Source organism: Pseudoalteromonas sp. A757 (assembly GCF_004103285.1).
GTDB lineage: Bacteria > Pseudomonadota > Gammaproteobacteria > Enterobacterales > Alteromonadaceae > Pseudoalteromonas > Pseudoalteromonas galatheae.
This window is the reverse complement of record NZ_QNQN01000074.1, coordinates 247,529-274,069: the sequence shown is the minus strand read 5'-3', so window position 1 is coordinate 274,069 and position 26,541 is coordinate 247,529. Positions and strand designations below refer to the sequence as shown.

The 26,541-nt window shown below is 44.2% G+C and carries 25 protein-coding genes; 15 read left to right on the top strand and 10 right to left on the bottom strand.

Translation table 11 applies throughout. From position 1 onward, the window contains the following. Positions 1-17: 17 nt before the first annotated feature. From gshB to DRB05_RS20765, 4 genes are all read right to left on the bottom strand, one after another. On the bottom strand, positions 18-977 hold the full coding sequence (gshB, locus tag DRB05_RS20780) for a glutathione synthase (RefSeq protein ID WP_010379037.1): 960 nt from the start codon (positions 975-977) through the stop codon (positions 18-20). Between the two features lie 57 nt (positions 978-1,034). Further along, positions 1,035-1,769: a 16S rRNA (uracil(1498)-N(3))-methyltransferase gene (gene rsmE, locus DRB05_RS20775; protein ID WP_128728612.1), complete on the bottom strand. Its 735-nt coding sequence runs from the start codon at positions 1,767-1,769 to the stop codon at positions 1,035-1,037. Positions 1,770-1,838: 69 nt separating this feature from the next. Further along, on the bottom strand, positions 1,839-2,336 hold the full coding sequence (locus DRB05_RS20770) for a hypothetical protein (protein ID WP_128728611.1): 498 nt from the start codon (positions 2,334-2,336) through the stop codon (positions 1,839-1,841). An 11-nt stretch (positions 2,337-2,347) separates the two neighbouring features. Next, positions 2,348-3,241 (bottom strand): hypothetical protein, encoded by an 894-nt coding sequence (locus DRB05_RS20765; protein WP_128728610.1) that lies wholly within the window; start codon positions 3,239-3,241, stop codon positions 2,348-2,350. A 79-nt stretch (positions 3,242-3,320) separates the two neighbouring features. Here DRB05_RS20765 and glnE point away from each other — a divergent pair, with 79 nt between their 5' ends. Continuing rightward, complete coding sequence (gene glnE / locus DRB05_RS20760; protein WP_128728609.1) at positions 3,321-6,119, top strand: bifunctional [glutamate--ammonia ligase]-adenylyl-L-tyrosine phosphorylase/[glutamate--ammonia-ligase] adenylyltransferase; 2,799 nt, start codon at positions 3,321-3,323, stop codon at positions 6,117-6,119. Here the strand turns inward: glnE and DRB05_RS20755 are convergent. From DRB05_RS20755 to tolC, 3 genes are all read right to left on the bottom strand, one after another. Next, complete coding sequence (locus DRB05_RS20755; RefSeq protein ID WP_128728608.1) at positions 6,116-6,724, bottom strand: TcpQ domain-containing protein; 609 nt, start codon at positions 6,722-6,724, stop codon at positions 6,116-6,118. The two genes, glnE and DRB05_RS20755, sit on opposite strands and share 4 nt — an antisense overlap. A 26-nt stretch (positions 6,725-6,750) precedes the next feature. Further along, positions 6,751-7,674 (bottom strand): LpxL/LpxP family Kdo(2)-lipid IV(A) lauroyl/palmitoleoyl acyltransferase, encoded by a 924-nt coding sequence (gene lpxL, locus DRB05_RS20750; RefSeq protein WP_128728607.1) that lies wholly within the window; start codon positions 7,672-7,674, stop codon positions 6,751-6,753. A gap of 105 nt (positions 7,675-7,779) precedes the next feature. Next, positions 7,780-9,126, bottom strand: a complete 1,347-nt coding sequence (tolC, locus tag DRB05_RS20745; protein WP_128728606.1) for an outer membrane channel protein TolC — start codon at positions 9,124-9,126, stop codon at positions 7,780-7,782. 247 nt (positions 9,127-9,373) lie between these two features. Here tolC and DRB05_RS20740 point away from each other — a divergent pair, with 247 nt between their 5' ends. The 8 genes from DRB05_RS20740 (at position 9,374) to DRB05_RS20705 (ending at position 18,162) form a co-directional block, all read left to right on the top strand. After that, entirely contained in the window at positions 9,374-9,985 is a 612-nt protein-coding gene (locus tag DRB05_RS20740) for an NUDIX domain-containing protein (protein ID WP_128728605.1), read from the top strand. An 11-nt stretch (positions 9,986-9,996) separates the two neighbouring features. Continuing rightward, positions 9,997-10,452 (top strand): DUF1249 domain-containing protein, encoded by a 456-nt coding sequence (locus tag DRB05_RS20735; protein ID WP_128728604.1) that lies wholly within the window; start codon positions 9,997-9,999, stop codon positions 10,450-10,452. Then, positions 10,439-11,203, top strand: a complete 765-nt coding sequence (locus DRB05_RS20730) for a metallophosphoesterase (protein ID WP_128728603.1) — start codon at positions 10,439-10,441, stop codon at positions 11,201-11,203. The genes DRB05_RS20735 and DRB05_RS20730 overlap by 14 nt, the downstream gene beginning before the upstream one ends. Then, positions 11,188-11,751, top strand: a complete 564-nt coding sequence (locus DRB05_RS20725; RefSeq protein WP_128728602.1) for a YqiA/YcfP family alpha/beta fold hydrolase — start codon at positions 11,188-11,190, stop codon at positions 11,749-11,751. The genes DRB05_RS20730 and DRB05_RS20725 overlap by 16 nt, the downstream gene beginning before the upstream one ends. Positions 11,752-11,828: 77 nt before the next feature. After that, entirely contained in the window at positions 11,829-13,718 is a 1,890-nt protein-coding gene (parE, locus tag DRB05_RS20720; protein ID WP_128728601.1) for a DNA topoisomerase IV subunit B, read from the top strand. A 1-nt stretch (position 13,719) separates the two neighbouring features. Next, positions 13,720-14,829 (top strand): PQQ-dependent sugar dehydrogenase, encoded by a 1,110-nt coding sequence (locus DRB05_RS20715; protein WP_128728600.1) that lies wholly within the window; start codon positions 13,720-13,722, stop codon positions 14,827-14,829. Between the two features lie 8 nt (positions 14,830-14,837). Beyond that, the gene (parC, locus tag DRB05_RS20710) at positions 14,838-17,141 is read left to right on the top strand and encodes a DNA topoisomerase IV subunit A (protein WP_128728599.1); all 2,304 of its coding nucleotides are present in this window, start codon (positions 14,838-14,840) and stop codon (positions 17,139-17,141) included. Positions 17,142-17,598: 457 nt separating this feature from the next. After that, positions 17,599-18,162, top strand: coding sequence for a phosphoribosyltransferase family protein (locus tag DRB05_RS20705; protein ID WP_128728598.1), 564 nt, complete (start codon positions 17,599-17,601; stop codon positions 18,160-18,162). Between the two features lie 58 nt (positions 18,163-18,220). On the opposite strand, the gene DRB05_RS20700 is transcribed toward DRB05_RS20705, so the two are convergent. After that, on the bottom strand, positions 18,221-18,877 hold the full coding sequence (locus DRB05_RS20700) for a Crp/Fnr family transcriptional regulator (RefSeq protein ID WP_128728597.1): 657 nt from the start codon (positions 18,875-18,877) through the stop codon (positions 18,221-18,223). A 284-nt stretch (positions 18,878-19,161) separates the two neighbouring features. Here DRB05_RS20700 and DRB05_RS20695 point away from each other — a divergent pair, with 284 nt between their 5' ends. Next, a complete protein-coding gene (locus DRB05_RS20695; protein WP_010379202.1) occupies positions 19,162-19,380 on the top strand; it encodes a YgjV family protein in 219 nt (72 codons plus the stop codon). Here the strand turns inward: DRB05_RS20695 and DRB05_RS20690 are convergent. Then, positions 19,371-21,011 (bottom strand): amidohydrolase, encoded by a 1,641-nt coding sequence (locus DRB05_RS20690; RefSeq protein WP_128728596.1) that lies wholly within the window; start codon positions 21,009-21,011, stop codon positions 19,371-19,373. The two genes, DRB05_RS20695 and DRB05_RS20690, sit on opposite strands and share 10 nt — an antisense overlap. Before the next feature lie 108 nt (positions 21,012-21,119). Between DRB05_RS20690 and DRB05_RS20685 the strand changes: the two genes are divergently transcribed. Further along, positions 21,120-21,620 (top strand): DUF1543 domain-containing protein, encoded by a 501-nt coding sequence (locus tag DRB05_RS20685; protein WP_128728595.1) that lies wholly within the window; start codon positions 21,120-21,122, stop codon positions 21,618-21,620. A gap of 17 nt (positions 21,621-21,637) precedes the next feature. Here DRB05_RS20685 and DRB05_RS20680 read toward each other — a convergent pair whose 3' ends face one another. Beyond that, positions 21,638-21,865: a hypothetical protein gene (locus DRB05_RS20680; protein ID WP_128728594.1), complete on the bottom strand. Its 228-nt coding sequence runs from the start codon at positions 21,863-21,865 to the stop codon at positions 21,638-21,640. 361 nt (positions 21,866-22,226) lie between these two features. Between DRB05_RS20680 and proB the strand changes: the two genes are divergently transcribed. The 4 genes from proB to gltX all read left to right on the top strand — a co-directional run bounded on the left by proB (position 22,227) and on the right by gltX (position 26,426). Continuing rightward, positions 22,227-23,372: a glutamate 5-kinase gene (gene proB, locus DRB05_RS20675; RefSeq protein ID WP_128728593.1), complete on the top strand. Its 1,146-nt coding sequence runs from the start codon at positions 22,227-22,229 to the stop codon at positions 23,370-23,372. A 63-nt stretch (positions 23,373-23,435) separates the two neighbouring features. Beyond that, a complete protein-coding gene (locus DRB05_RS20670; protein ID WP_128728592.1) occupies positions 23,436-24,404 on the top strand; it encodes a GGDEF domain-containing protein in 969 nt (322 codons plus the stop codon). 85 nt (positions 24,405-24,489) lie between these two features. Next, the gene (locus DRB05_RS20665) at positions 24,490-24,855 is read left to right on the top strand and encodes a glutaredoxin (RefSeq protein ID WP_128728591.1); all 366 of its coding nucleotides are present in this window, start codon (positions 24,490-24,492) and stop codon (positions 24,853-24,855) included. Between the two features lie 83 nt (positions 24,856-24,938). Next, entirely contained in the window at positions 24,939-26,426 is a 1,488-nt protein-coding gene (gene gltX, locus DRB05_RS20660; RefSeq protein ID WP_128728590.1) for a glutamate--tRNA ligase, read from the top strand. The last annotated feature ends 115 nt before the right edge of the window (positions 26,427-26,541 follow it).

Below are 26,541 nucleotides of genomic sequence, written 5' to 3'. Positions count from 1 at the left end.
CCAGACCCCCTTAATGGTTAGTTTTTAGTATGGTCGAGTTTTCGCTCGATCGCATCATAAAACTTATCCATAATTGAAATGTCATATGCTGCTTCAATTTCTTTCACACAAGTTGGTGCGGTGACGTTGATCTCGGTGAGCTTATCGCCAATGATATCTAGGCCAACGAATATCAGACCCTTTGCCTTTAACGTTGGGGCAATGGCTTCGGCAATTTTCCGGTCCGATTCGCTAATAGGTCTTGCTTCACCACGGCCGCCTGCCGCGAGATTACCACGAGTTTCACCGCCTTGTGGAATGCGAGCTAAGCAGTATGGCATCACTTCACCGTCTACCACTAACACGCGCTTATCACCGTCTTTAATGGCTGGAATATAGTTTTGCGCCATAGCATAGCGAGAACCATGCTCGGTAAGCGTTTCGCAGATCACACCAATATTTGCGTCATCTTGTTTTACTCTAAAAATAGACGCGCCGCCCATCCCATCTAAAGGCTTGAGAATGATATCGCCATGTTTAGCTAAAAACTCGCGAATTTGTGATTGATTACGTGTAACCAAAGTATCTGGAGTATGTTCGCTAAACCACGCTGTAAATAGCTTTTCATTGGCGTCGCGCAGGCTTTGTGGTTTATTTACCACCAGCGAACCCGCAAGTTCGGCGCGCTCAAGAATATAAGTGGCGTAAATATATTCGGTATCAAAAGGCGGATCTTTACGCATTAAAATAACGTCAAGGTCGCCTAAATCGATTTCTTGTTTCTCAGCTAGTTCATACCAATGGGAAGTATCGTCAAATACCTGCGCTTTTGCTGCGGTCGCTTTGGCAACGCCTTGGTACAAGAAAAGGTCATTCATTTCCATGTAATACAATTCATAGCCGCGCTGCTGTGCCGCCAGCATCATGGCAAACCCGGTGTCTTTTTTAATGTTAAAGCCACTGATTGGATCGGAAATGATCCCTAATTTAATCGTCATAGACGCTCCCATTGCGCTTGCTGAGTTTACCCATGATATGGGGGTTGCTCGGTGTATTTAAAGTGCTAAATCGCCAAATTGCAGCTGTAGTGCGCTCAGTACCGTTAGCGCTGCGGTTTCTGTACGAAGTACACGTGGGCCTAAACGGACATCAACAAACCGCTGTTGAGCAGTGGCGTCTAGCTCTTCATCGGTAAAACCGCCTTCTGGTCCTACTAAAAAGCGGATCCCAGACTGAGTATACGGCAGTGTTTTTATTGAATGTTCTGCACGAGGATGTAGCGTAATTTTTAGCTCGTCGCTTTGCTGTGCAAGCCACTCAGACAACTCCATCGGCGGGTGAATTATGGTGATGGTATTGCGCCCGGATTGCTCGGCTGCGGCAATTGCAATCTTTTGCCATTGCTGGTGTTTTTTTACTAGACGCTCACCACTTAATTTAACGCCACAGCGTGTGGTAAACAAAGGAGTAATTTCGCTCACACCCAGCTCTACCGACTTTTGAATAGTGAAGTCCATTTTATCGCCGCGAGAGATCCCTTGTCCAAGGTGTATGGCAAGTGGAGATTCTACATTTTTGTCTTCAAATGACTCAGGCACAGCAACGACTTTCTTTTTCCCAACTTCACTTAATTGACATAGGTATTCGCCGCCTTGTCCGTTGAACAGGCTGACTTTATCTTTGGTTGTCATTCTAAGTACTCGGCCTATGTGCCCAGCAGCGTCGTCATCTAAAGTAACTGGCACACCAATGGCCAAAGGTGAGTTGTGATAAATGTGTGGAATACGCATAATTCGATTATTCAGTTGCTGTTTTGTGGCAATGGTAAGCGCTTGTGCGCGGTTAGTCTATAGGCTCTATTATCCCAGCACTTTAGCTTTACCACATAGTAACCCGGTGAGCTTGGCAAGCATCAAGTCAGGGTCGGGCAGGCCTGCGGTATCAGGATGGCAGGATAAGTGATTGATAGTCGCTTGTGAATGTAGTTTAGTAACTTGAAAACCTTGCAAAGATTGTTCAATTAAAAACCGGAGTGGATGAAGGGAATCAAAAATGAAGCGCTGCTCCTCGGTGGCTAAATGGTAGTCAAGAGAATAGAGCAGCACGGCATGAATGTTATGGTGACGATGCAAATAGCTCGCAAGTTCAGAAACGCTGATTTCATTGCTAAAGTCGCAATAGCAATAGTCTTTTATTTGTTCTTTAAACATCATCTTGAGCATTTGCTTAGTATTGTCACCTGCGATAACTATGTTGCTGGCATGGTTAGCGCGCACATTTTGCAAATGTTCGACGAGTTCTTGGCTAAAATCCCAATTACTATCGACCAGTAAAAATCCATCACTTAAAACATTCATGCAGTATTGCGTTACACCGAAAACAAGTTAATAAGTAAATAGCCTATGGAGCAGAAAACCGCAAACTCCAAGCACGCTATGCCAACGTTATCTTGGTGGTCTACCTCTAGACCAATATTGACCTTAGGTAAGGATAAGTGCAGTAACACGTAACTGCCGATGTAAAGGAAAAGCCACATTACACCGCAATGCATGACAACTGAAAACAAGTTTTCTACCACTTTTGCTCCGTGGTAGGGAGCGCTGTGCAGTCCCGCATACATGGCTAAGGAGAGACCGATAGATTTACCCGCATAACGAATGCCGATAGAAGTGTTTCTGAGATTAAAATTTTGCTGCAATGAAGCGCCTTGATTAAGCTTGGCAAAACGACTTTCTCTGATTTTACTATCTAACGCGAAAAGCAGTTGCAATAGCATAAAGCCGAGGGCCACGACTAATAAATCACTCCAGCCTTTCGGATGCACCCAATGATATAAGCCGAGTACCAAAATGGTATTACCGAGTAACATGCCTGAGTCCACCATAGCAGCGCAGATATTCTGTTTTAAAATCGCTTCTTCTTCGTCAAACTGGTACAAAATCCATTTGCGATGGATCCATTGGCCAAAGTATACAAAGGCAATGATCAACCCAATATGCAAGGCAACTTGCAGAGGGTGTGTTTGTGCTCTCACCACGCCTAAATCATTAAATAAGTAAGCAACACAAATACACAGCATCGTCACTTGACTGGCATAGCTGATCCCAAGTGCAAAGTTGTCACGTTGTGCGAGCTCATCATCAAGTAGATGATTGGCGCTACGTTGGATCATTAAGCGTAGCGATATCGTTAAACCGCAGACAATGGCAAAGCAAATCAAAATCGCTAAAAAGTTGATATTGTTTAAAGACAAGTAACTCATACTCGGTGTAAGGTTGTGTTTTAGATAGAGTTACTATAACACTGCTCACAAAGAGAGCCAGTCTACCGGGGAGTTTTTTATGTCGGAATTGTTTGTTCAAGCAGCGCTAAATACGCTTGCGCAAGAGCGGTACCAAATGATTTATGGTGACGCGCCGATGGAGCCCAAACTGGCACGGTTGCTGGCGCTAAGTGATTTTGCCGAGCGTACACTTGCACGATTTCCTGAGTGGGGAGCTTGGCTGCTTGATGATACACAGATGCAAATGCGCGATTGTCCTGATGTGTTTGACTTTTCCGCGCCATTGATTGAAGAAAAGCAAGCTTGGCAACAACTGCGTCACTATCGATTAAAGTATTGGCTTAAAGTGATGTGGCTGGATTTGGTCGCAGGCAATGAGATTGATGACAGTATCCGCTACGTCTCGCAGCTGTCCGATACCTTGATTTCAAATGCTTATCAATGGGCATACTTAAGCGTAGAAGCGCAATCATCAGGCTCACCAAAAGATGAAGATGGTAGCCCGATACCCATGACGGTATTAGGCATGGGGAAGCTTGGCGGTAAGGAGCTGAATTTTTCCTCTGATATTGATTTGATCTTTGCCTATCCAAGAAGCGTCGATACATCCGGTGGTCGGCGTAGTGTTGAGGCGCAAGTTTTTTACACTCGAGTGGCACAAAAACTTATTTCGGCGCTAAATCAAGTCACGATTGATGGTCAGGTATTCAGAGTCGATATGCGTTTAAGACCATTTGGAGACAGTGGTCCTTTGGTGATGAGTTATGCAGCAATGGAAGATTATTACCAAGATCAAGGTCGCGAATGGGAGCGCTATGCGATGTTAAAGGCGCGGCCAATTGGCGAGCCATCGCCGTATTGGCAGGAGTTTTACGACCTAATTCGGCCGTTCGTCTATCGCCGCTATATCGACTTTTCTGTGATAGATTCACTGCGAAAGATGAAAAACATGATTGCCCAAGAAGTGAGACGCAAAGGCTTAACAAATAACATTAAACTGGGCGCGGGTGGCATTCGAGAAGTAGAGTTTATCGTGCAGGCTTTGCAACTGATACGCGGCGGTCGCGAAACGCCATTACAAACCCCTTCTTTGTTACAAGCATTAGAAGAGCTTGAAGCGCTTGAGATTGTCCCTGTCGAGGTCAAAAATCGTCTGCATGAGAACTATTTAGTGCTGCGTAAAGTTGAGCAATACCTTCAAGCATTTGACGACAAACAAACGCAAACTTTACCCGATAACAACATAGACTGTCTGCGCCTGAGCCACTTATTGCAATGTAACGATTACGCTGAAGTAGAGCAAATGCTAAAGGTTGTGACGCAGCATATTCGAGCTGAGTTTAGTCAAGTCATTGGTGAACCGCCTGAAGAAGAATTAGATGAAGACGATAGCGCGGTTTATGCGTGGCAAACGGGAGAAATCGCGCAGCTGGGCCAGTGCCGAGCTGCACCGTGTTTTGATACATGGCAAACTGACTTGATGGAGTTTAAGCAAGGGCTAAGTAAAAAGCAGGCGGGCACTCGTGGTCGCGATATTCTCGATAAGTTAATGCCTGCTTTATTACGAGAGCTCAGTAAACAAAACATGGAGCCTGCGCTCGCTCGCGTGCTCAGTGTGATCAATAAAGTGGCGTCTCGTACAGCCTATTTGGAGCTACTGTATGAAAATCACGGTGCGTTGACTCAACTTATCAAGCTTTGTTGTCATAGCGCGTGGATTGCTGAGCATATAGCTAAATATCCAATTCTCCTTGATGAACTTATTGATCCGCAAACTCTTTATAAACCTTTGCCATTAACGGCCTATAAAAATGAGATCCAGCAAGCATTTTTGCGTATAGATGAACAAGATGTTGAGCTTCAGATGGAAGCGCTGCGACAATTTAAACAAACGCATCAGCTAAAAGTTGCAGCTGCAGATGCCACAGGCGTGTTGGATATTATGAAGGTGAGCGATCATCTAACTGCGCTTGCTGAGGCGATTATTGCAAAGGCCGTTGATATTGCTTGGGGGCATATGGTGGCGCGTTTTGGTGCACCTGAAGGTGCAACAATAGAAGAAAAAGGCTTTGCTGTAATCGCCTATGGTAAGGCTGGAGGGTATGAGCTTGGCTATAACTCAGATCTAGACCTAGTGTTTGTGCATAATCGTGACGGCGAAAGTCAAACTCAAGGTGATAAACCTATCTCGTCAAGACAGTTTTATATGAAGCTAGCGCAGCGCTTAATGCATTTGTTCAATACCAAAACGCTCTCTGGCATGCTTTACGAATTAGACACTCGACTTCGCCCTGAAGGAAATTCGGGCTTACTTGCTATCAATCTAGAAAGCTTTTACCAATACCAGTTAGAGCAAGCTTGGACTTGGGAGCATCAGGCGCTAGTGAGAGCTCGTATGGTGTTAGGTGAGTCGAAAATGGCCGCACGATTTGAGGAAATACGTCATGCAATACTAATGCAGCAGCGAGACGTGCCTAAATTAGCGGAAGATGTTCGCAATATGCGTGAAAAAATGCGAGCCCACCTTAACCAAGATAGTGACAGTCACTTTGACTTAAAGCAGGGAATTGGCGGCATGACGGATATTGAATTTATCAGTCAGTACATTGTTTTACGATATAGCAGTCAGTATCCAGCACTTTGTTCTTATCCAGATAATATTCGTATTTTGGAGCAAGCGGGTGAAGTTGAAGTGATTGATGGTGATGAAATGAAGCATTTAATCTCTGCATATTGTTTGTTTAGAGATCAATACCATTTTAATAGCTTAAATCAATTAGGTAGAGTTGTGGAGCGTGAAGCATTTGACCAACACGCTCAACAAGTCGTTCAAATTTGGCAGCGGGTACTGGCTTAACCCGCTAGCTTACGGCAGTTTTCACGTACATAGATTGGTGGGTTTTCGGTGATAACCGCGGCGCGCTCTCGCGGACAGAAAAAAGTATAGACTTGAAATTCAAAGTCGTCGTTTATCGCCGTTCCAACTTGGTAAAGAGCCGTAATAAAGTCAGTATCAAGACGGAAATTATATTTCACCACGTAATCACGCTCTAGATACCAAAATAGTTCCACACCTTCTTCTTTGGCTTGCTTGGTAAGCACATCTTTTAAGGTGTCGCCTGTATCAAAGCGTCTTGGTTGCTTTTCACCGGTCCATTTAGGATTAGATGGTTTAACAGCAAGTGCCCTTTGCGCCAGTGCATCATCAAGAGGATAGGTCGGTTTCCCGAGTGTGATAACGTACTTTTCACGATCAGTATCACGATTGCTCATGCTGTTTCTAAAGCTTTCGTAAAATTGCGACAGGCCTTGCGCTGCAACATTGGTGGTCTCCCTAAAGTTCATATCTTTAGAAGCACCAAAAAGGAAATAGTAGGCAGCCCAAATGAGTAACACACCTAGTGATAGGTGTTTAGTCCAAAACCAGATTGACGATAATTTATTTTTTTTCTTCTTAGCCATTTCAAACTACTCCAAGACTCTAAGCCCTAATAAAACGAAGGTGCCTTTTCATCAGGTCGCGTTTTAAAGCGACGATGTACCCACATGTATTGATCCGGCGCACAATTGATTGCTTGCTCCATTCTCTCGTTGACGCGAGTAACATCCGCAAGATTATTGCCACTTGGGAATGATTCTAAAATAGGTTGTATATCTAAATGATACATCCCTTTTGCGTCTCTCGTACAGTGTAAGCTTAAAGTCTCAGCCTTTTTGCTTGCAGAAAATAATAAAGTACCAGTTGTTGTTGCTGCATCAGGAACTGCAAAGAAAGGTGCGAATTCACAGCGCTTGCGGCCATAATCTTGATCTGGCAAGTAATAACAAACGCGTTTGCTTGAGAGTGTTTTCAATAACCCTTTGACGTCTCGCTTGGTGACTAAGTACTCATTTGAGCGTAGTCGCCCACGGGTCATAAAAAACTCCATAAGTGGGTTATTGTGTGGGCGATAAAAGCCAACACCTTGCATTTTAGTGCCTAGCACTCGGCTGGCCATCTCAAGATGCAACATATGGGGAACCAGCATAAGTACCCCTTTTCCTTGCTTTTGCACGGCTTCAATATGTTCTAGCCCTTTAATCGAGCCTACCACTTGATTGATGCGCCACTGTGGCCACCACCATGCCATCCCCGTTTCAAGTGTTGCTATGCCGGTATTTTCCATGTTTTTTAGTAGCATAGCTTTGTGTTCTGATTCACTTAGGTGGGGAAAGCAAAGTTTCAAATTGACATCAGCAATATGACGGCGACGCTTCATATATTTATGGACCAGACGTCCAAGGCCTCTGCCCAGTGCAAATTGAACACTTTGCGGGAGCCATGAGATTAAATACAGGGCGAAAACACCAAGCCAAGTCAGCCAAAATTTAGGTGCTAAGAATGACCATTTGAAAGGTGAGTGAGTAACCAAAGTAATATACCTAAGACTTAATTTAAGCGGCTAGTTTATCTATATTGCTGTAAAAATACAAAAAGCCAGCATAGCTGGCCTTTTCAGAGGTGATAATCGAAGTACTTAGCCTTCAATCAAACCTTGGTTGATTGCTTCAAGGTCGGCACGAGATAGCGTACCTGCAGCTTGCTTTAAACGTAGCGATGATAGTACATAGCGATAACGAATATCAGCAAGGTTACGCTTCGCGTTATAAAGGTTTTGTGTGCTGACCAGTACGTCCACGATGGTACGGGTACCTACATCAAAACCAGCTTCCGTTGCTTGCAACGCACTTTCTGCAGAAACAACTGCTTGCTCTAGCGCACGGTAAGTTGCAACGTCAGACACCACTTGGTTATAAGACGTGATCACTGAGCGCGTCATGTTACGCATTGCCGCTTCCATATCTTCGCTGCTAGCAACAAAGTTTGCACGAGCTTGATCGGTTGCTGCAACCGTACGACCACCTGTGTAAATTGGTACGTCTAACGTTAAACCTACTGAAGTTCTGTCACTACGTGGTGCGTGTTGTCTACCTGCACTGTCAGCTAATGAATCAGAATAAGTAGCGTTTAAGTTTAGTGTTGGGTAGTGTCCAGCTTGAGCCAAATCAATTTGATCTTTGGCGATGTCTACCGCAGATTTTGCAACTTGAAGATCTAGGTTCTTCGCTTTTGCAATCTCGATAAAATCGCTCGTATTTTGCGTAGGCTTTACAGTTGAGAAGGTTTCAGTATTCAACTTATCTAGTTTAGCGTGATACTTACCCGTAATTGTACGTAATGTTTCACGTGCCGTTTCAACAGCATTACCTGCTATAATTTCGTCAGCAACTGCACGGTCAAATTGCGCTCTTGCTTCATGCACGTCTGTAATTGCAGTCAGACCTACTTCGTAGCGCTGTTTTGTCTGCTCTAGTTGACGTTCAATAGCACGCTTCTCTGCTTGTACAAATTCTAAGCTATCTAACGCGCTTAGCACATTAAAATAGCCTTCAGCGATACGGACGATCAAAGTCTGCTTTTGCTGCTCATATTGAGTCGATGCTTGCATTGCACGTTTTTCAGCGATCGATAGCCCCTGCCAAGATGCCATATTAAAAATGGTTTGGTTTAGGGAAATTGAACGTTGAAAAGTATCTGTGTCAGACTCATGTAATGTATAACCTGTGCCGTCATGTTGCTCGCTCAACGCACCTTCTGACGTGACATCGGTATAGCTCATTTGAAAGCCAAGCTGAGGTAGTAATACACCTAACGCTTGGTCTTGAGCATATTTTTGCGCATCAGCCTGCGCTTTAGCTTTTAATACGGTAGGATCGTTAGCAGTTGCAATGTCGTATACTTGCAGTAGGTCTTCCGCGTGGGACAGGCTGCTTGAAAGTGCGCACGACAACCCAACGACTAATGATAGTAGAGTTTTTTTCATTTTTCGCTCAGTCCTTAGACAATTTTTATACTGTCAGCATGTTACCCTGTTTTTGCGGCCCAATTAAAGACCCAATGCGTAAATCATCGCCAACAAGTGTAACAGAATATATTAATACCACTTGGGTATTGTAAAGTGGAAAAAGTTAAAGGTAAACGACTTCGTTTACTTATTCAGGCATGACCCTAATATAAGGGTGATTGGTTAGCTTTTAAACCATTGCTGTAAAAAAATGCAGGATTATTTTATGAAACCTTTGAGTCAGTTCAGTAAAGTCGATGTCACTGTTTCTTCAATCGAAACAATCTTCAATGGCTTTTTTACCATTCACAAGTACCAGTTTACCCATGCACTATTTAATGGTGGGGTATCAGAGCTTATAACACGCGAGATCTTAGAACGCGGTCATGCAGTTGCAATACTGCCGTACGATCCTATTACTGATAGCGTGCTGCTTATTGAACAAGTTCGAATAGGGGCGTTGGCTTCAAAAAGTTCCCCTTGGCTTTTGGAATGTATTGCAGGTATGGCTGAAGGGAGCGAAGATTATGAGTTTGTTGCGAGAAAGGAAGCCAAAGAAGAAGCTGGACTTGAGCTTGATAAGCTCATTTATATGCGCTCTTATTTATCAAGCCCTGGTGGTACAACAGAGCGACTATATTTGTATTTAGCGCTTGCTGATTTATCTGAAGCGGGTGGAGTCTATGGGCTGGCTGAAGAAGGTGAAGATATCAAAGTGCATGTAATGCCATTTGATGAAGCCCTCGCGCGCCTTGATAATGAGGAAATCGATAACGCTGCCACTGTAATTAGTCTACAATGGTTGGCATTAAATAAAGCGCGGATAGAAGCAGTTTAGGAGTCGTATTTTTGTCACAAGTGCTGAGCTCAAAGCAGTATATTCAATCTCTGCCCCGTTATATCACACTGTGCGAACGTAATTATTTACGGGCGCTAAAATTGCTACCTGAAGAAGTGGTCGGCGAAAGCCGAGTGATTGACTTAGCGTCTGCACGCTACTGTTTGAGCGTAGCTGGGGTCAGTAAATACACAACGGACGTTCACATCGAGCAAATGGCGACGATAAGCGCCCATTTACCACACTTTTCGTTGTCTGTGCGCCTTTATCATGATGCTAAAGTGGCCGAAGTCATTCACCGTGATTATCATCGCCGAATAAAGCCATCCTATGGTTACCCAAATCCAGATATGCATCAAAAAGATGAAAAATATCAAATTAATGCGTTTTTAGCTGATTGGCTTATGGTGTGCTTAGAAAAAGGCCGCGTGCATTTAAACTGGGATGTTAACAATGGCTTGGTTTGATCTTGAGCTACAGTTCGATACTGCGCAAATTCGTATTGGCCATTTTACGGATTGTCATTTGTTTGCCACGCCCGCTGGGGAATACTTTGCAGTAAATACCGCCGCTAACCTTAAGCGCACTCTGGCCGCGATGGCCAAGGAGCATTTTGATTGTGTGGTGTTTGGCGGTGATTTAACACAAGATCACAGTGCGGCTTCTTATCATGAGTTTGCCCGTATAGTGAGGGAGAGTGAGTTGCAATGCCCTGTGCTTTGGGTGCCGGGTAACCACGACGAGCTAGCTTTACTCGAAGAAATGAGTATAGGGCAAATCGTTCGTCATAAGCGCATCTCAGGTCCGTTTGGCCAAGTGCTATTGTCAAATTCAAAAGGTGAAACTCCCGCCGGATGGTGCGCTAAGTCACACTTAGCGGCGCTCAAAGACATGCTTAACAATAATACGATTGTTTTTACTCACCACCATCCTAGGCCGATTGATGGCTATTTAGATAAACACATGCTCGAAAATGGTCCTGCACTGTTAAACCTGTTGGTGGACTCAGGGCAAGCTTCAGGGCTATTTCATGGTCATGTGCACAATGAATATCAACAACAATTTCGCACTTTACCTATCTATGCTACGCCTGCAACATCAATCCAATTTGATAAGCACACAAAGGACTGGTGTCAGTCTGATTTGGGTCCTGCTTATCGTGTCATCGCATTTAGTAAAAGCGCTATAACAACAGAGGTAAAATGGCTCGGAAAGTAGTTTATATTCACGGCTTTAATAGCTCTGAGCTATCCTATAAAGCAACGGCATTTGGTGAATATATGTTGGATAAACAAACGCCATATATTGCTCCAAGACTGCATTATGACCCGAGAGTCGCATTGGCACAGTTGGATAGCGTCATTGATTCTGATACTGTGTTATTAGGTAGCTCGTTAGGCGGCTATTACGCCACCTACTTTTCGCAACATCTTGGCTGTAAAGCGGTGGTGATAAACCCTGCAGTTAGGCCTTTTTCATTATTAAATGGCTACCTTGGACCACAATACAATCCTTATCAGGATTGTCATTATGAGCTGCTGCATGAGCATATTGATGCGTTAAAATCCTTGTATGTCGAGCAGCTTAGTAATCCAGAAAACTTGCTATTATTGCAACAAACGGGCGACGAGGTGCTGCCTTTTGAAGAGGCTGTGCGTTATTATAGCCACTGTCGTCAAATTATTGAGTTTGGTGGGGATCATAGCTTTATTGAATTTCCACGCTATTTTGACACCATCACCAAATTTTTAACTATCAAAAATTAGAATTTATGCACAAAGCTCTGCTCAAAGCTGTACGTTGTGCATATACTAGCGGATAAAAAGATAACTAGAACTAGCCTATGAGTCAGCAAAACTATAATGCCGAAGCTATTGAGGTACTCAATGGCTTAGAGCCAGTTAAGCGCCGTCCAGGCATGTATACCGATACCACCAGACCTAATCATTTAGGCCAAGAGGTTATCGATAACAGTGTCGATGAAGCCTTAGCCGGACATGCCACCAAAATTGACGTGATCTTGCACGAAGACAACTCTTTTGAAGTCATCGATGACGGTCGAGGAATGCCTGTGGACATTCACCCAGAAGAGGGCGTGCCTGGGGTTGAATTGATCCTGACCAAACTTCATGCCGGGGGCAAGTTTTCCAATAAAAACTACCAGTTCTCCGGTGGTCTTCATGGGGTGGGTATATCAGTTGTTAACGCGTTGTCGACTCGAGTCGAAATTACCGTTAAACGCGATGCGCAAATCTATGAAATGGCATTTGAAAACGGCGATAAAGTCGAAGACTTACGAGTGACAGGAAGTGTTGGTAAGCGTAATACCGGCACCTCAGTACACTTTTGGCCCGACGCGAGTTATTTTGACTCAGCTAACTTCTCAATTACTAAGTTAAACCACTTGCTCAAAGCCAAGGCTGTATTGTGTCCTGGGCTTAGAATTCGTTTTGTAAATAAACAGACGAAAGAAACGCAAGAATGGCACTATGAGGCAGGTCTTGAGGATTACCTAAAAGACAGCGCTGAAGGCTATGAAGTGCTGCCGAAATCTCCATTTACAGGCAGTTTCAGTGGCTCAACCGAAGGGGTTGATTGGGCGCTTCATTGGTTGCCAGAGGGCGGCGAATCTATCGCTGAAAGCTATGTAAACCTAATTCCAACGGCACAAGGTGGAACCCATGTAAATGGGTTACGCCAAGGCTTACTTGAAGCGATGCGGGAGTTTTGTGAATTCAGAAACCTGATCCCGCGTGGCGTGAAACTGACGCCTGATGATGTTTGGGATCGCTGTAGTTATGTCTTGTCGGTTAAGATGCAAGACCCACAATTTGCCGGTCAAACCAAAGAAAAGCTGTCATCACGTTCGTGCGCTACTTTTGTATCAGGCATTGTCAAAGACGCCTTTAGTCTATGGTTGAACGAACACACTGAAACTGCAGAGTTACTTGCTGAACTGTGTATCAGCAATGCGCAAAAACGTTTGCGTGCTGCGAAAAAAGTGGTTCGTAAAAAAGTCACTTCGGGTCCTGCTTTACCGGGTAAATTAACCGATTGTTCTGGAAGTGAAACCGAACGCTCAGAAATCTTTTTGGTGGAAGGGGATTCAGCAGGTGGCTCGGCAAAACAAGCACGAGACCGCGAATTCCAAGCAATCATGCCACTGCGCGGTAAAATCCTAAATACTTGGGAGGTGGAATCTGGGCAGATCTTAGCCTCGCAAGAAGTACATGATATTTCTGTTGCCTTAGGTATCGACCCTGACTCTGAAGACTTATCTGGTCTACGCTATGGTAAAATATGTATCCTTGCGGATGCAGACTCCGACGGACTTCATATTGCTACTTTGTTATGCGCGCTCTTTGTAAGACACTTTCCAGAGCTTGTTCGTAAGGGACATGTTTTTGTTGCTATGCCGCCGCTATTTCGTATCGATGTTGGTAAGGAGGTTTACTATGCTCTTGATGAAGATGAGAAAAAGGGCATTTTAGACCGTATTGAGGCCGAAAAGAAACGCGGTAAAGTTAACGTACAGCGCTTTAAAGGATTGGGTGAAATGAACCCGTTGCAATTGCGTGAAACCACTATGGATCCAAATACTAGGCGTTTAGTTCAGCTGACATTAGATGAGCCTGAGCAAACCCTCGAAATGATGGATATGCTGCTAGCTAAAAAGCGCTCTGGCGACCGTAAAATTTGGCTTGAACAGCACGGAGATAAGGCAGAGGTTTAACATGAAAATACATAGTAAATTGACCACGATAGCGACGACGCTGGCAGCTGCGCTATTAAGCTCACAAGCACTGGCAAACGATATGCTTTCGCGCCTTTCAGTACCTAAAGGGTATGAGCTGAGCTATTTTGCTAAAGATGTTGAGAATGCAAGACAAATGGCGGTGGGCAAAGACGGCACTGTGTACGTTGGCTCTCGCAAAGCGGGCAAAGTTCACGCACTCATTGACAATAATCGTGATGGTGTAGCCGACAAGAAAATCTTAGTTGCAGAAGGGCTGAATATGCCCTCCGGTATCGCCCTAAAAGATGGTGACTTATATGTTGCTGAAGTTGAGCGTATTGTACGTTTTAAGCAAATCGCAAAAAACCTCAAGGCACCGATAAAAGAAGTGGTGTTCGATGATTTGCCTGACAAACGTCACCATGGCTGGAAGTACCTGACAGTATCGCCTGAAGGTGAACTGATCATTCCTGTTGGCGTGCCTTGTAATATTTGTGCCGAAGACCCTAAGTTTGGCCGTATATTTTCACTAAATCTTGAGACGAAAAAGCTTTCGACGATTGCCAAAGGCGTGCGTAACTCAGTGGGTTTTGATTATCACCCAGTAACCGGAAAGTTATGGTTTAGCGATAATGGTCGCGACATGATGGGAGATGACATTCCACCATGTGAAATTAACCGCGTTGACGAAATAGGTCAGCATTTTGGCTTTCCGTATGTTCATGGCGGCAGTGTGCTAGACCCTGAATTTGGCGAGGGTAAATCGGTGACTGACTACACCATGCCAGCACTTGCATTACAAGCACACGTTGCACCGCTGGGCATTCACTTTTACCGTGGCGAGCAATTTCCAAAGGCAATGAAACATCAGCTTTTTGTTGCTGAACATGGCTCTTGGAACCGCAGCAAAAAGGTGGGCTATCGAGTAATGCGAGCAAACGTGCAAGATGGCCAAATTAGAGGCTATGAGCCTTTCCTTACCGGCTTTATGGAAAACGAAACAACCTATGGTCGACCTGCCGCAATTGCAGAGCTTAGCGACGGTAGCCTGCTCGTTTCCGATGATTACGCCAATGCGATATATCGCATCAGCTACAACAACAAGTAAGGTGTAACATGACAGATCCTCAAGCCTTGTCCTTGCAAGGCATTGAACAACTTCCGATGGGGCGTTTTACTGAAGATGCCTACCTGAACTACTCCATGTATGTGATCATGGATAGGGCGTTACCACATATTGGTGACGGCCTGAAGCCTGTACAACGTCGTATTGTATATGCGATGAGTGAGCTGGGCTTATCTGCTCAAGCAAAATACAAAAAATCTGCCCGTACCGTCGGTGACGTATTGGGTAAATATCATCCTCATGGCGATAGTGCTTGTTATGAGGCCATGGTTCTCATGGCGCAGCCGTTCTCTTATCGCTATCCGTTGGTGGATGGCCAAGGTAACTGGGGTGCTGCGGATGATCCTAAGTCATTTGCTGCGATGCGTTATACCGAGGCACGTTTATCTAAGTTTTCAGAAGTACTGCTGAAAGAGCTTGGTCAAGGTACGGTTGATTGGACCGCTAACTTTGATGGTACCTTAGATGAGCCACAAGTGTTACCCGCGCGTTTACCACATATCTTATTGAATGGGGTGACAGGTATTGCGGTGGGAATGGCAACTGATATTCCACCGCACAACGTGCGTGAAGTTGCTGAAGCTTGTTGTTTGTTATTGGATAAGCCTAAATCCGAACTAGAAGAAATTCTAGAATTGGTCAAAGCGCCTGACTATCCAACCGATGCGGAAATCATTACGCCGCAAGAAGAAATCAAAAAGCTTTACACCACAGGTCGAGGCTCAATCAAGATGCGTGCTGTGTACACCGAAGAGCAAGGCGAAGTGGTGATCACCGCGTTGCCACACCAATGTTCGGGTGCCAAGGTGCTAGAGCAGATAGCAGCGCAAATGACAGCGAAGAAACTCCCCATGGTAGCGGATTTACGTGACGAATCGGACCATGAAAATCCGACGCGTATCGTCATCGTACCGCGCTCAAATCGAGTTAAGGTCGAGCCATTAATGGCACACCTATTTGCCACGACGGATCTTGAAAAGAACTACCGTGTTAACATCAATATGATTGGTTTAGACGGCCGTCCACAAGTTAAAGACTTGCGTCAGATTTTATCTGAGTGGTTAGTATTCCGTCGTGAAACGGTACGTAGACGTTTGCAGTATCGTTTAGACAAAGTACTTGCGCGTTTGCATATTCTTGAAGGTTTGATGATTGCGTTTTTGAATATCGATGAAGTCATCGAAATCATTCGCAACGAAGACAAGCCAAAAGAAGAGTTAATAGCGCGTTTTGGTCTTTCAGATAAGCAGGCAGAAGCAATTCTAGACCTGAAATTACGCCACCTTGCAAAGCTTGAAGAAATGAAGATCCGTGGTGAGCAAGATGAGCTTGAAAAAGAGCGCGATGGACTGGAAAAAACCTTAGGCTCTGAACGTCGCATGTCGACGTTGATGAAAAAGGAAATTCAAGAAGCTGCTGAATTGTATGGCGATGATAGACGCTCACCGGTAGTTGAGCGTGGTGAAGCCAAAGCGCTTAGCGAAAAAGATTTGATCCCATCAGAGTCTGTAACTGTTGTGCTATCTGAAAAAGGTTGGGCGCGTTTTGCAAAGGGTCACGATATCGATGCTGAAGGACTAAATTACCGCTCAGGAGACAGTTATAAAGCTTCTGCGAAAGGCAAGAGTAATCAGCCTGCGGTGTTCTTGGATACCTCAGGGCGAGCCTTTGCAACCGATGCGCATAGTTTACCTTCAGCCCGAAGTCAGGGTGAACCGATGACGGGTCGCTTTAACTTGGCGCCAGGATGTAACTTTGAACATGTAGTCATGGGCGAAGAAAAGTCGACTTACCTGATGGCGACTGATGGCGGTTACGGCTTTATTAGCGATTTTGCCGATATGGTGAGCAAAAACAAAAATGGTAAAGCGTTCGTTAGTGTACCAAAAGGTGCCCATTTGATGGCGCCAATTCAAGTATTCGATGTTGCCACCGATATGTGTATGGCGATTTCGAGCGAAGGCAGAATGCTGCTATTCCCATTACGTGATTTACCTAAGCTTGGTAAAGGTAAGGGGAATAAGATTATCTCAATCCCTAGCGCGAAAGTGCAAAGCCGCGAAGAGTTTGTCAAAGTGTTAGCGGTAGTACCTGAAGGTGTTTCTGTTACCTTACATGCAGGTAAGCGCAAGCTAACCTTAAAGCCGAGTGATTTAGAGCACTATTACGGTGAGCGAGGTCGTAGAGGTAATAAGTTACCGCGCGGATTACAGCGTGTTGATAGCTATGACTTAGAGCACAGTGGTGGCGAGACACCAGAAGGCAATGACGCTAGCGTAGATACCGAAGAATAACCGATATAGGCCGCCCACCGCGGCCTTATTTTTATCTCTTGAAAACCATCGCGAGGTGAACTCGCTCCCACCAAATTAACAACCCTGTGTAGATTTCTGTTCACCCATTGAACTTTGTGTAGGAGCCGGTTCACCCGGCGATCTTTTAGCAGCTTAGCACATCGCGAGGTGAACTCGTTGCCACCAATTAAATAACGCTATGCGGTGTCTGTTCACCCATTGAACTTTGTGTAGGAGCCGGTTCACCCGGCGATCTTTAACTTTAGGATACGGCGTCCCAAATCAAAAAATGAAAATAAAAAGACACTATTATTGCAGCATTTTATTGCGCTTTACGTTAAAATATTCGGTTATACCAATCACACAAGTGCCTATGACTTGCAAATAATTGTAATTGGTATCAATTGGCAGCGCTTGCTGCTTGTCACCATTACACGGGCTTCCTAACGGGGTATTTATGTCAGATAAGTGCTATATCACAGCGCAACAATTGCTAGAAGATTCATTTCGCTTAGCCGCTAAAGTTTATGAAGACGGATTTAGACCTGACTTTATTATCGGTATTTGGCGTGGTGGTGCGCCTATTGGTATTGCAGTTCAAGAATATTACGATTACAAAGGTATAGAGACTGATCATATCGCAGTGCGTACTTCTTCTTACTATGGCATTGGTAAGCAATCTAAAGAAATCAAAGTACACGGCCTGCATTACATCGTTGAAAATGCAAATGCTGGCGATTCATTACTAATCGTTGATGATGTGTTTGACTCTGGTCGCAGCATTTTTGCGTTGAAAGAAAAGCTCGCAGAGCTAATGCGTTTGAACTTGCCTAGCGATATTCGTGTTGCTTGCCCATACTACAAGCCTGCGAACAAGAAAGTACCAATGACACCAGATTATTTTATTCACGAGTCTGATGAGTGGCTGGTATTTCCTCACGAGCTATCAGGTTTAACACCGGAAGAATTAGTGGATGGAAAGTCTGACTTAGCAAATATTAAACACCTATTTGCAAAATAAGCTAATCAGTACTCAAGGGCGAGCAAGTACTCGCCCTAGTTATTCTTATCGAGAAAGATTAAGCTTGCGCGAAGCTATCAACAAAATCCTCAAGCGCATCAATATCGACCGGCTTTAAGCCTTCACTACTGCGTACTATCAAGCCCTTTTCGACCAATTCACTGACCACACGACGATATGCACGCTCAGTGGTCGCAAATCTTTCGGCTTCAGCACTTACCGTTGAGTAGGCACGAAGTAAAGTTGGATTTGAATTCTCGGCACGTAATAAACAATCTTTAGCGATGTTGTAGCTAAGCGGGAGCAGCAACTTGTCTAAATTTATCTTTTGATTTTCAGTAAACTTAGCGGCGATGGTCTGCGCGGTATATAGGCTCAGTTCCGGTTGCTCTAGTAGTAATTTTCGCCAATATTTTAGCTCAATGAGGTGATAGGTTACATCACTCAAGCAAGTCACGGTATAAATACAAGGCTGGTGATTCAGCGCTTCGATTTCACCAATTAGCGTGTTGTTACAGTCCAGCTGACCGAGCAATAAGCGGCGGCCGTTACCGACATCATAACTAAAAGACACAGTACCACTGGTCACCAATATGAGTTTACTCAATGGTTCATCTTGGTGGATCAAGACTTCTTTTTTGCTGTGCTGAAAACTATTACCAGCAAAAGCGAGTAACTGTTCGACCAAATTGGTTGAAAAATGATATTGAAACATCTAGATGGCTCTTCGGACAAATGTCCTATTTATTAAACTATAATGACGTTAGCATGAATTTTTCAGTTTTACGCTAACTCACACCGTTTAAGTAGTATCGGTTTTATCTCAGCGCTGTGGCGAAGAATTTAATAAACGATATTACCATTAAACCCCCACTTCCCGTGTTAGAGCTAATTTATTGGTGCTAATTTCTAGGGGCTTGTGGGTTAGCCTTTTTATTCTGCTCGATACGTAAATCCGAGCATAAACTATATGCTAACGCAACTTAGGGGAGAGGACAAATGAGTTGGGAATATTTAGGCTATTTAGCCTCTGCTTTTTTGGTCGTTTCTTTGATGATGAGCGATGTTGCTAAGTTGCGTTGGTTCAATTTAATGGGTTGTATTTGTTTTACTGCCTATGGTGCACTTATACAAGCTTGGCCGGTGGCATTAACTAATGGTCTATTGGCACTAGTTAACACCTACCACTTGGTTAAATTACAAAAAGATCAACGCTGATATTTAAGCTCACCTGCAATCCACGTCTGCTCGACTTTAATATCATCAATTTTATCTTCGGTTACGGTAAAGTAATCTTGGTCGATTAAAATAAAATCGGCCCACTTTCCTTGTTCTAAACTTCCCAGTTTATACTCTTGAAATGCGGCATACGCAGCATCAACAGTAAATGCTTGTAGTGCTTGTTCTCTGCTTAGCTTTTCTGTTGGGCGCCAGCCATCTTTGGGTAAATCCTGATGGTCTTGTCTGGTGATTGCGGCATGCAGACCATGGAAGGGGTTTGCAAGCTCCACTGGAAAGTCAGAACCCGCCGCCACTCTACTTCCTTGCTTTAAGAATGTTTGCCATGCGTAAGCGCCGCTAAGTTGTTTGTCGTCTAGGCGCTTTTCGGCCATATGCATATCAGATGTGGCATGAACAGGCTGCATTGATGGAATGATATCTAACGTCTTAAAGCGGGGGATATCATCTGGATGGACAATTTGTGCGTGCTCAATGCGATTTCTGAGCAGTCTGCCACCTGCTTTTTTAAAAACGTGTTGGTATGAGTCGAGCACGATGCGATTCGCTCTATCGCCAATGGCGTGCGTGTGTGCGCTGTAGCCGCTGCGTATGGCTTGGGTGATCAATGCTTCAAGCGTCGCTTGATTTTCGAGCATCAGCCCTTTGTGGCCTTTGCGATCATGATAGTCGCGAATAAGTGCCGCACCTCGGCTGCCAAGTGCACCATCAGCATAAATTTTTACACTACGAATAGAGAGTTGATCTCGTGTATCTTTGATTACTCCGGCGTCTAACATCTCCGCGAGTTTAGGTGAGCTTGCACTGAGCATAGCGTAGACACGTAGAGGCATTGAGTGTTCCTTAGCGCGTGCTTGGTAAACCTGCCACGTAGTGTAGTCAATCCCGGCATCATGGGCTGAGGTAATGCCTAGACTCAGCAAGTGTTCTCCGGCTTTATTCAGTGCCTTATTTACCTGTGCATCCGACTGAGCAGGGACATGAGTGCGAATAAGATCTTCCGCTTTGTCGATAAAAATTCCGCTCGGCATACCGCTATTCAGTGTAATGATTTCACCGCCTTCAGGCGTCTTTGTTGATTTCGAAATGTTGGCAAGCGCCATCGCCTTTGAGTTTACCCAAATAGCATGACCATCTACTCGAGTGAGCATGACGGGCTTATCTTTTACGTATTTGTCGAGATCGGCTGCGGTTGGGAACTGTCCGCCGGGCCATAAGGTTTGATCCCAGCCTCGACCTATTATCCATTCACCTTCATGGGTTTTTGCGTAGTGGCTAAGCCGCTTTCCTACTTCTGCAATGGTTTTGCTACCGCGTACGTCGAGTGTGAGTAAATTGTTGCCAAGGCCTATGATGTGGCCATGTGCATCAATTAAACCAGGTAATAGGGTTTTTCCCTCACCATCAAATTTGGTTGCACTCGGATATTGGGCGCTGAGATCCTTTGGACTCGTTTTTACGACTTTACCGTCTTTAATGACCAAAGAAGAAAAGCGCTCAACTTGCTGTGATTTAGTCGGTGTATAACCATTTACATTGTGAATTACGGTTACTTGAGCTGTTGATGACAGGCTAAAGCTAGCCAAAAGCGCGAGGAATGTTTTTTTCATTATATTGTCCTTCACTGAGAGTGTTTATTCAGAATAATCATCTAACTCAATAAAGCCAAGTCTTTGAGTTGAGAGTATACTTGGGTTTTAAAGGAGTGGAGTGTCAAAGTGAAGTTGTTTGTTGTATACCTAGGCGGCCGTATTCAAGGTTGCCATATTGAAATGCATGATGTGCGCTTTGTCGCGGCAAATACAATTGAAGAAGCTTATCCAAAATTAAAGCAGCAATGGGTTGGTGATAAAAACTCGGTGCATATGGATAGCTACACAATCATTGAACATGCCGATGGCTATGCTATTGAACTTACCGAAGAGCGTGTTGAGCAAGCTGAGCATTTGTATTTTGTGAACTTGGGAGGATATAAGCCTGATAGTTTAGTTGAGGCGCATGACTTTGGGCTGTTCGTTGCAACGAATGCGGATGAAGCAAAAGAGAAGGCAAAAACGTTTTTGCTTAACGGCTTTAGCCATATTCATAAAGACGATTTACATGATGTGGATGACTGCTTTGCGATTGATTTATTTGATCAAAACTTAAATATCAAGCTCTCGCACAGTGGCCAATCAACACCGCTTACCCCGTTGTGGTTTGGTTATTATCCTCTATAACCAATGTGAGGGATATTCTAACCCTCACCTTCATTGCTTTCATCGTTATCTGCCTTTATAGCTATTTTGATAGCGACAATCACAATGGCGAACATTAAAAATGGCAGTGCAGCTAGAGAATACTCAACTATGTGGCTGTCTTTGTAGCTAGGTTGCAAAATAAAATGGCCACCCACACACATTAAGATCACCACAAACAGCAAAGGCAGCATCATAATCTCTTTGTTCTTTTTGTGTTTTTTCATTCTGAACTCAGCTAGTTATTCTTAATTGAACAGTGATCACTCTCTCACACACGGTGCAAAAAAGCCTTGATCGAAATCAGTGCGGCGGATTATACCAATTCACTCTGAGTTAGAAATAAAATTCATGAGTTTATACCAATTGTATTAATTAAATGAGCTATTTGAAGCGGAGGAATAGCTTTAGTAGCAAGGCAAAAATTTTGCTATTTAGTTGTTCTAAATGAGAAATTTTTAACGACGCTAATATGGTATTTCACCCTTCAAATTGGTTGGAGAGTTAATGCAATTGGTATTATTACTTGGGAGGGGGGAAGGTCCGTGGTATAACGAAAGCCTATCGCTGTAAAAACCAACAAATACTATGACCAAAAACAATAAACAAACCATTGTTATCAAGCTCGGCACAAGTGTTTTAACTGCAGGCAGCCAGACCTTAAACAAACCCAGACTTGTTGAGCTGGTAAGGCAGTGTGTAACGTTACGCCAAGCAGGCCACCAAGTCATTGTTGTCTCTAGCGGTGCTGTGGCCGCAGGGCGCGGTGTATTACAGCAACCAATTGGTCATTCACTAGCTGAAAAACAGATGTTGGCTGCGATTGGGCAAGGCCAATTAATTCATTTATGGCAGTCATTGTTTAGTATTTACGACGTCAATGTGGCGCAAATGCTACTGACACGAGCCGATCTTGAACACCGCGAACGTTATCTAACGGCACGGGACATGCTCACTAAGCTTTTAGAGCATCATGTCGTGCCAATCATAAATGAAAACGATGCAGTGGCAACATCTGAAATCAAAGTTGGCGATAACGACAACCTCTCAGCCTACGTCGCAATTTTAGCAAATGCTGATAAATTGATATTACTCACCGATCAGCATGGTCTCTTTACTGCGGATCCCAGAGCCAATCCAGATGCGCAGTTAATAGAGCAAGTAACACATATAAATGATGAACTTAGAGCACTGGCGGGTGGCAGTGGTACACAGCTTGGCACGGGTGGCATGGCTACGAAGCTACAAGCGGCGGACATTGCTCAAAGAGCAGGCGTTGATGTCGTGATAGCAAAAGGCAGCGAATATGACATTTTACCGCAAGTACTCAACCAAACCGCACCAAGCACGACGTTTTTGAAGTTTGACGCGCCTGTTGGAGGACGCAAGCGCTGGTTGCTTTCTGGCCCTAAATCAACAGGCAGGATAATTTGTGATAGTGGGGCTATCAAGGCGATATGTCACCAAGGTGCAAGCTTACTCGCCAAGGGAATTATTGCCGTTGAAGGCCAATTTCAGCGTGGTGAGTTGGTACAGGTATTTTGTCAAAAAGGCAAACTCAAAGCACAAGGGTTGACCAGTCTAGATAATCAAGAGCTCAGCCTTGTGCTTGGCTGCCACAGCAGTGAGTTTGCGCAGCGCCTTGGTTGTGAGAGCGCGGAGGAAATTATTCATCGTGATAATTTAGTTGTGTTAAACCAGCCTGATCATCAAGATGCGATAAATACGATATAAATTGCAGTAAATTCAGATAGCTGTTCTACACTTATTAGAGTCGCGTTTGCTAAGAGGTCTTGAATGTCTATCAGCTATTCACCTTGTGGTCATGAGTTGGCCCTAGAGCTTTTAGCGCAAAAGAGTGAACTGGTGTTAACACAGGCACTTGAGCGGGTGATCTCCGGTGTTTGTAAGGAAAGTTACGCGTTTTATTTCAGCAAAAGCTTATCGGAAAAAGAAGTCCCCAAATCCATATTTGTGAGCCATCGCGACTTTTGTGTTGTGGTGGGGCCAGTGGATGCGGTGGTAGATAAATTACAGCAGCGCCAAGACGACAAACATCTCATTCAATACCACGGCGATAGTGTCATCCCGTTTTATCACCAAGCTCAGCTCGTTGGTTTTTTATATATAGAAGGCCAAGTAAATCTCACCACTGCGACTTTAATGAAGCACTTACTCACTGTTTTTGCACATCAAATGGCAACGTTGTACTTTGCTCGTATCGATCCGCTCTCCGATCTACTCAATCGCCAAACGTTTGATGAAAAAGTGATGGAAATAACCAATGGGGATGGGTTTACGGTATGCCGTGATGACAGTGAAGAGCGCAAATGGTATTTAGCGATGGTAGATATCGATCACTTTAAACAGGTAAACGACAATTTTGGTCATGTGATTGGCGATGAAGTGATCCTGTTGGTAGCGCAAAAGATCAAAGCTAACTTTAGAGCAGAAGACTATGTGTTTCGCTATGGCGGTGAAGAGTTTGCGGTGCTATTTCAAAGTCGCGATGACGACTCTGCAGCAATTGCGCTTGAGCGCTTGAGGAAGGCAATTGATTCTAGCCGATTTCCACAAGTAGAACATGTTTCTGTGAGCTTAGGTTTTACCGAAGTGGTCGATACATTGCAAGTTTCAGAGCAAGTTCATAAAGCCGATTTAGCGCTTTACCATTCCAAAGAGCATGGCAGAAACCAAGTCACAAATTACCTCACTTTAGGGTTAACTGAATCACAATACGCATGCGTGGAAATAGAACTGTTTTAAACTCACCTTATATATAGCGCTTAAAGATTATGCTAAACTCCCCAACCTATTTTTTAGCGAATTTAGCAAAGGTTTGGGAAACGTTATGCAATTTGTAAGATGGTTTTTAGGACGTCTGATTTTACTTTTTGATTTTATTTTTACCCCACGCAGTAAAAAACGTGCCGCAGAACAACAGCAAAAGCTAGATGCAATGACGGCAAACTTAAAGTTATATCAATTTAAGGCATGTCCATTTTGCGTTAAAGTGCGCCGTGCAGCCAAGCGTGAAGGGCTTAAGCTTGAAACCCGTGATGCCAAAAATGATGAGCAATATCGCCAAGAGCTGCTAGAGCAGGGTGGTAAGGTGAAGGTGCCATGCTTGCGAATCGAAGAGCAAGGCAAAGTCACTTGGTTGTACGAATCCAATGACATTGTTGCTTATCTAGAAAAGCTTGAAAAAGCAGCTTAATTCACGCGCCTTACTATGCGCTAATCAGGCGCTATGCTAGCATAGCGCCATTAATCGACTAATCTATTTTTAAGAGAATTTTGATGACTATCCGTACTCGTGTTGCACCCTCTCCAACAGGTGATCCGCATTTAGGAACGGCTTATATTGCCTTATTCAACTATTGCTTTGCGAAGCAGCAAGGTGGTGAGTTTGTATTACGAATTGAAGATACCGATCAGGTACGTAGTACAGTTGAGTCTGAGCAAGCTATCATGGACAGCTTGCGCTGGTTAGGGCTTGACTGGGATCATGGTCCGGATGTAGGTGGCGAGTTTGGTCCATACCGTCAATCAGAGCGTTCTGACTTATATAAAAAGTTTGCACAGCAGCTTGTAGATGATGGTAAAGCGTTTTACTGTTTTGCAACGGCTGAAGAGCTAGACCAAATGCGTGAAGAGCAGATGGCAGAAGGCTTGCGTCCTAAATATGACGGCCGTGGCTTACGTTTATCTGAAGAAGAAGTAAAGGCAAACCTTGAAGCAGGTAAGCCTTACGTTATCCGCATGAAGATCCCAGAAGATGGCACATTTAAATTTAATGATTACCTGCGCGGTGAGATTGAGATCCCATGGGAAAACGTAGACATGCAAGTATTGTTGAAAGCTGACGGCTTCCCAACTTACTTCCTTGCGAACGTAGTAGATGACCATCACATGAAGATAAGCCATATCTTCCGCGGTGAAGAGTGGATCAACTCTGCACCTAAACTACTAAAGTTGTACGAAGACTTCGGCTGGGAAGCGCCTGTACTTGGTCACCTACCGCTACTTCGTAACCCTGATAAGTCTAAGTTGTCAAAGCGTAAAAACCCAACTTCAATTAACTACTACAAAGAAATGGGTTTCTTACCAGAAGCACTGCTTAACTATTTAGGTCGTATGGGTTGGTCAATGCCGGATGAGCGTGAAAAGTTCACTTTGGCTGAGATGATTGAACACTTTGATATGAAACGCGTATCACTTGGTGGGCCTATCTTTGATATCGACAAGCTTAACTGGTTAAACGGTCTGTGGATCCGCGAAAACCTAACCGATGCCGAGCTTATCCAGCGCTTTGTTGACTGGAAGTTTAACGGTGATATGTTGGCTCGCGTACTTCCTGAAGCCAAAGCGCGTATCAACACGCTATCTGATTTGGTGGGGCTAGCCGGTCACTTTGTAGCGGGTTTACCTGAATACGATCCCGCGTTATTAACGGCTGGCAAAGCGGACGAAGAAGTGGTTCGTCAAGCTCTGCAATTCTTTATTTGGGAATTGGAAAAGCTGCGTACGTGGAACAAGTCTGAGATCTTCTCTATCGCAAAGGCCGTTTCGACACACCATGAGTTGAAGATAAAAGAGTTCTTAGAGCCTATTTTCGTTGCTATTACAGGCAAAACATCATCGACTTCAGTAGTAGATGCGATGGAAGTGTTAGGCTCAGACCTTTCTCGTGCGCGTTTAAGAGTGGCGCTAGAGCATATTGGTGTATCTAAAAAGCAAGCTAAAAAGCTTGAAAAAGCATACCGTGAGTATCCGTCTATCGCGTAATGACGAGACTACATGAAAAAAGCCGCTAATGAGCGGCTTTTTTATTAACTGAGCTTTTAGTATCACTTAAGGTGATGAAACGCCCATGCAATCCATGAGTGTTTCATCGTTGTGT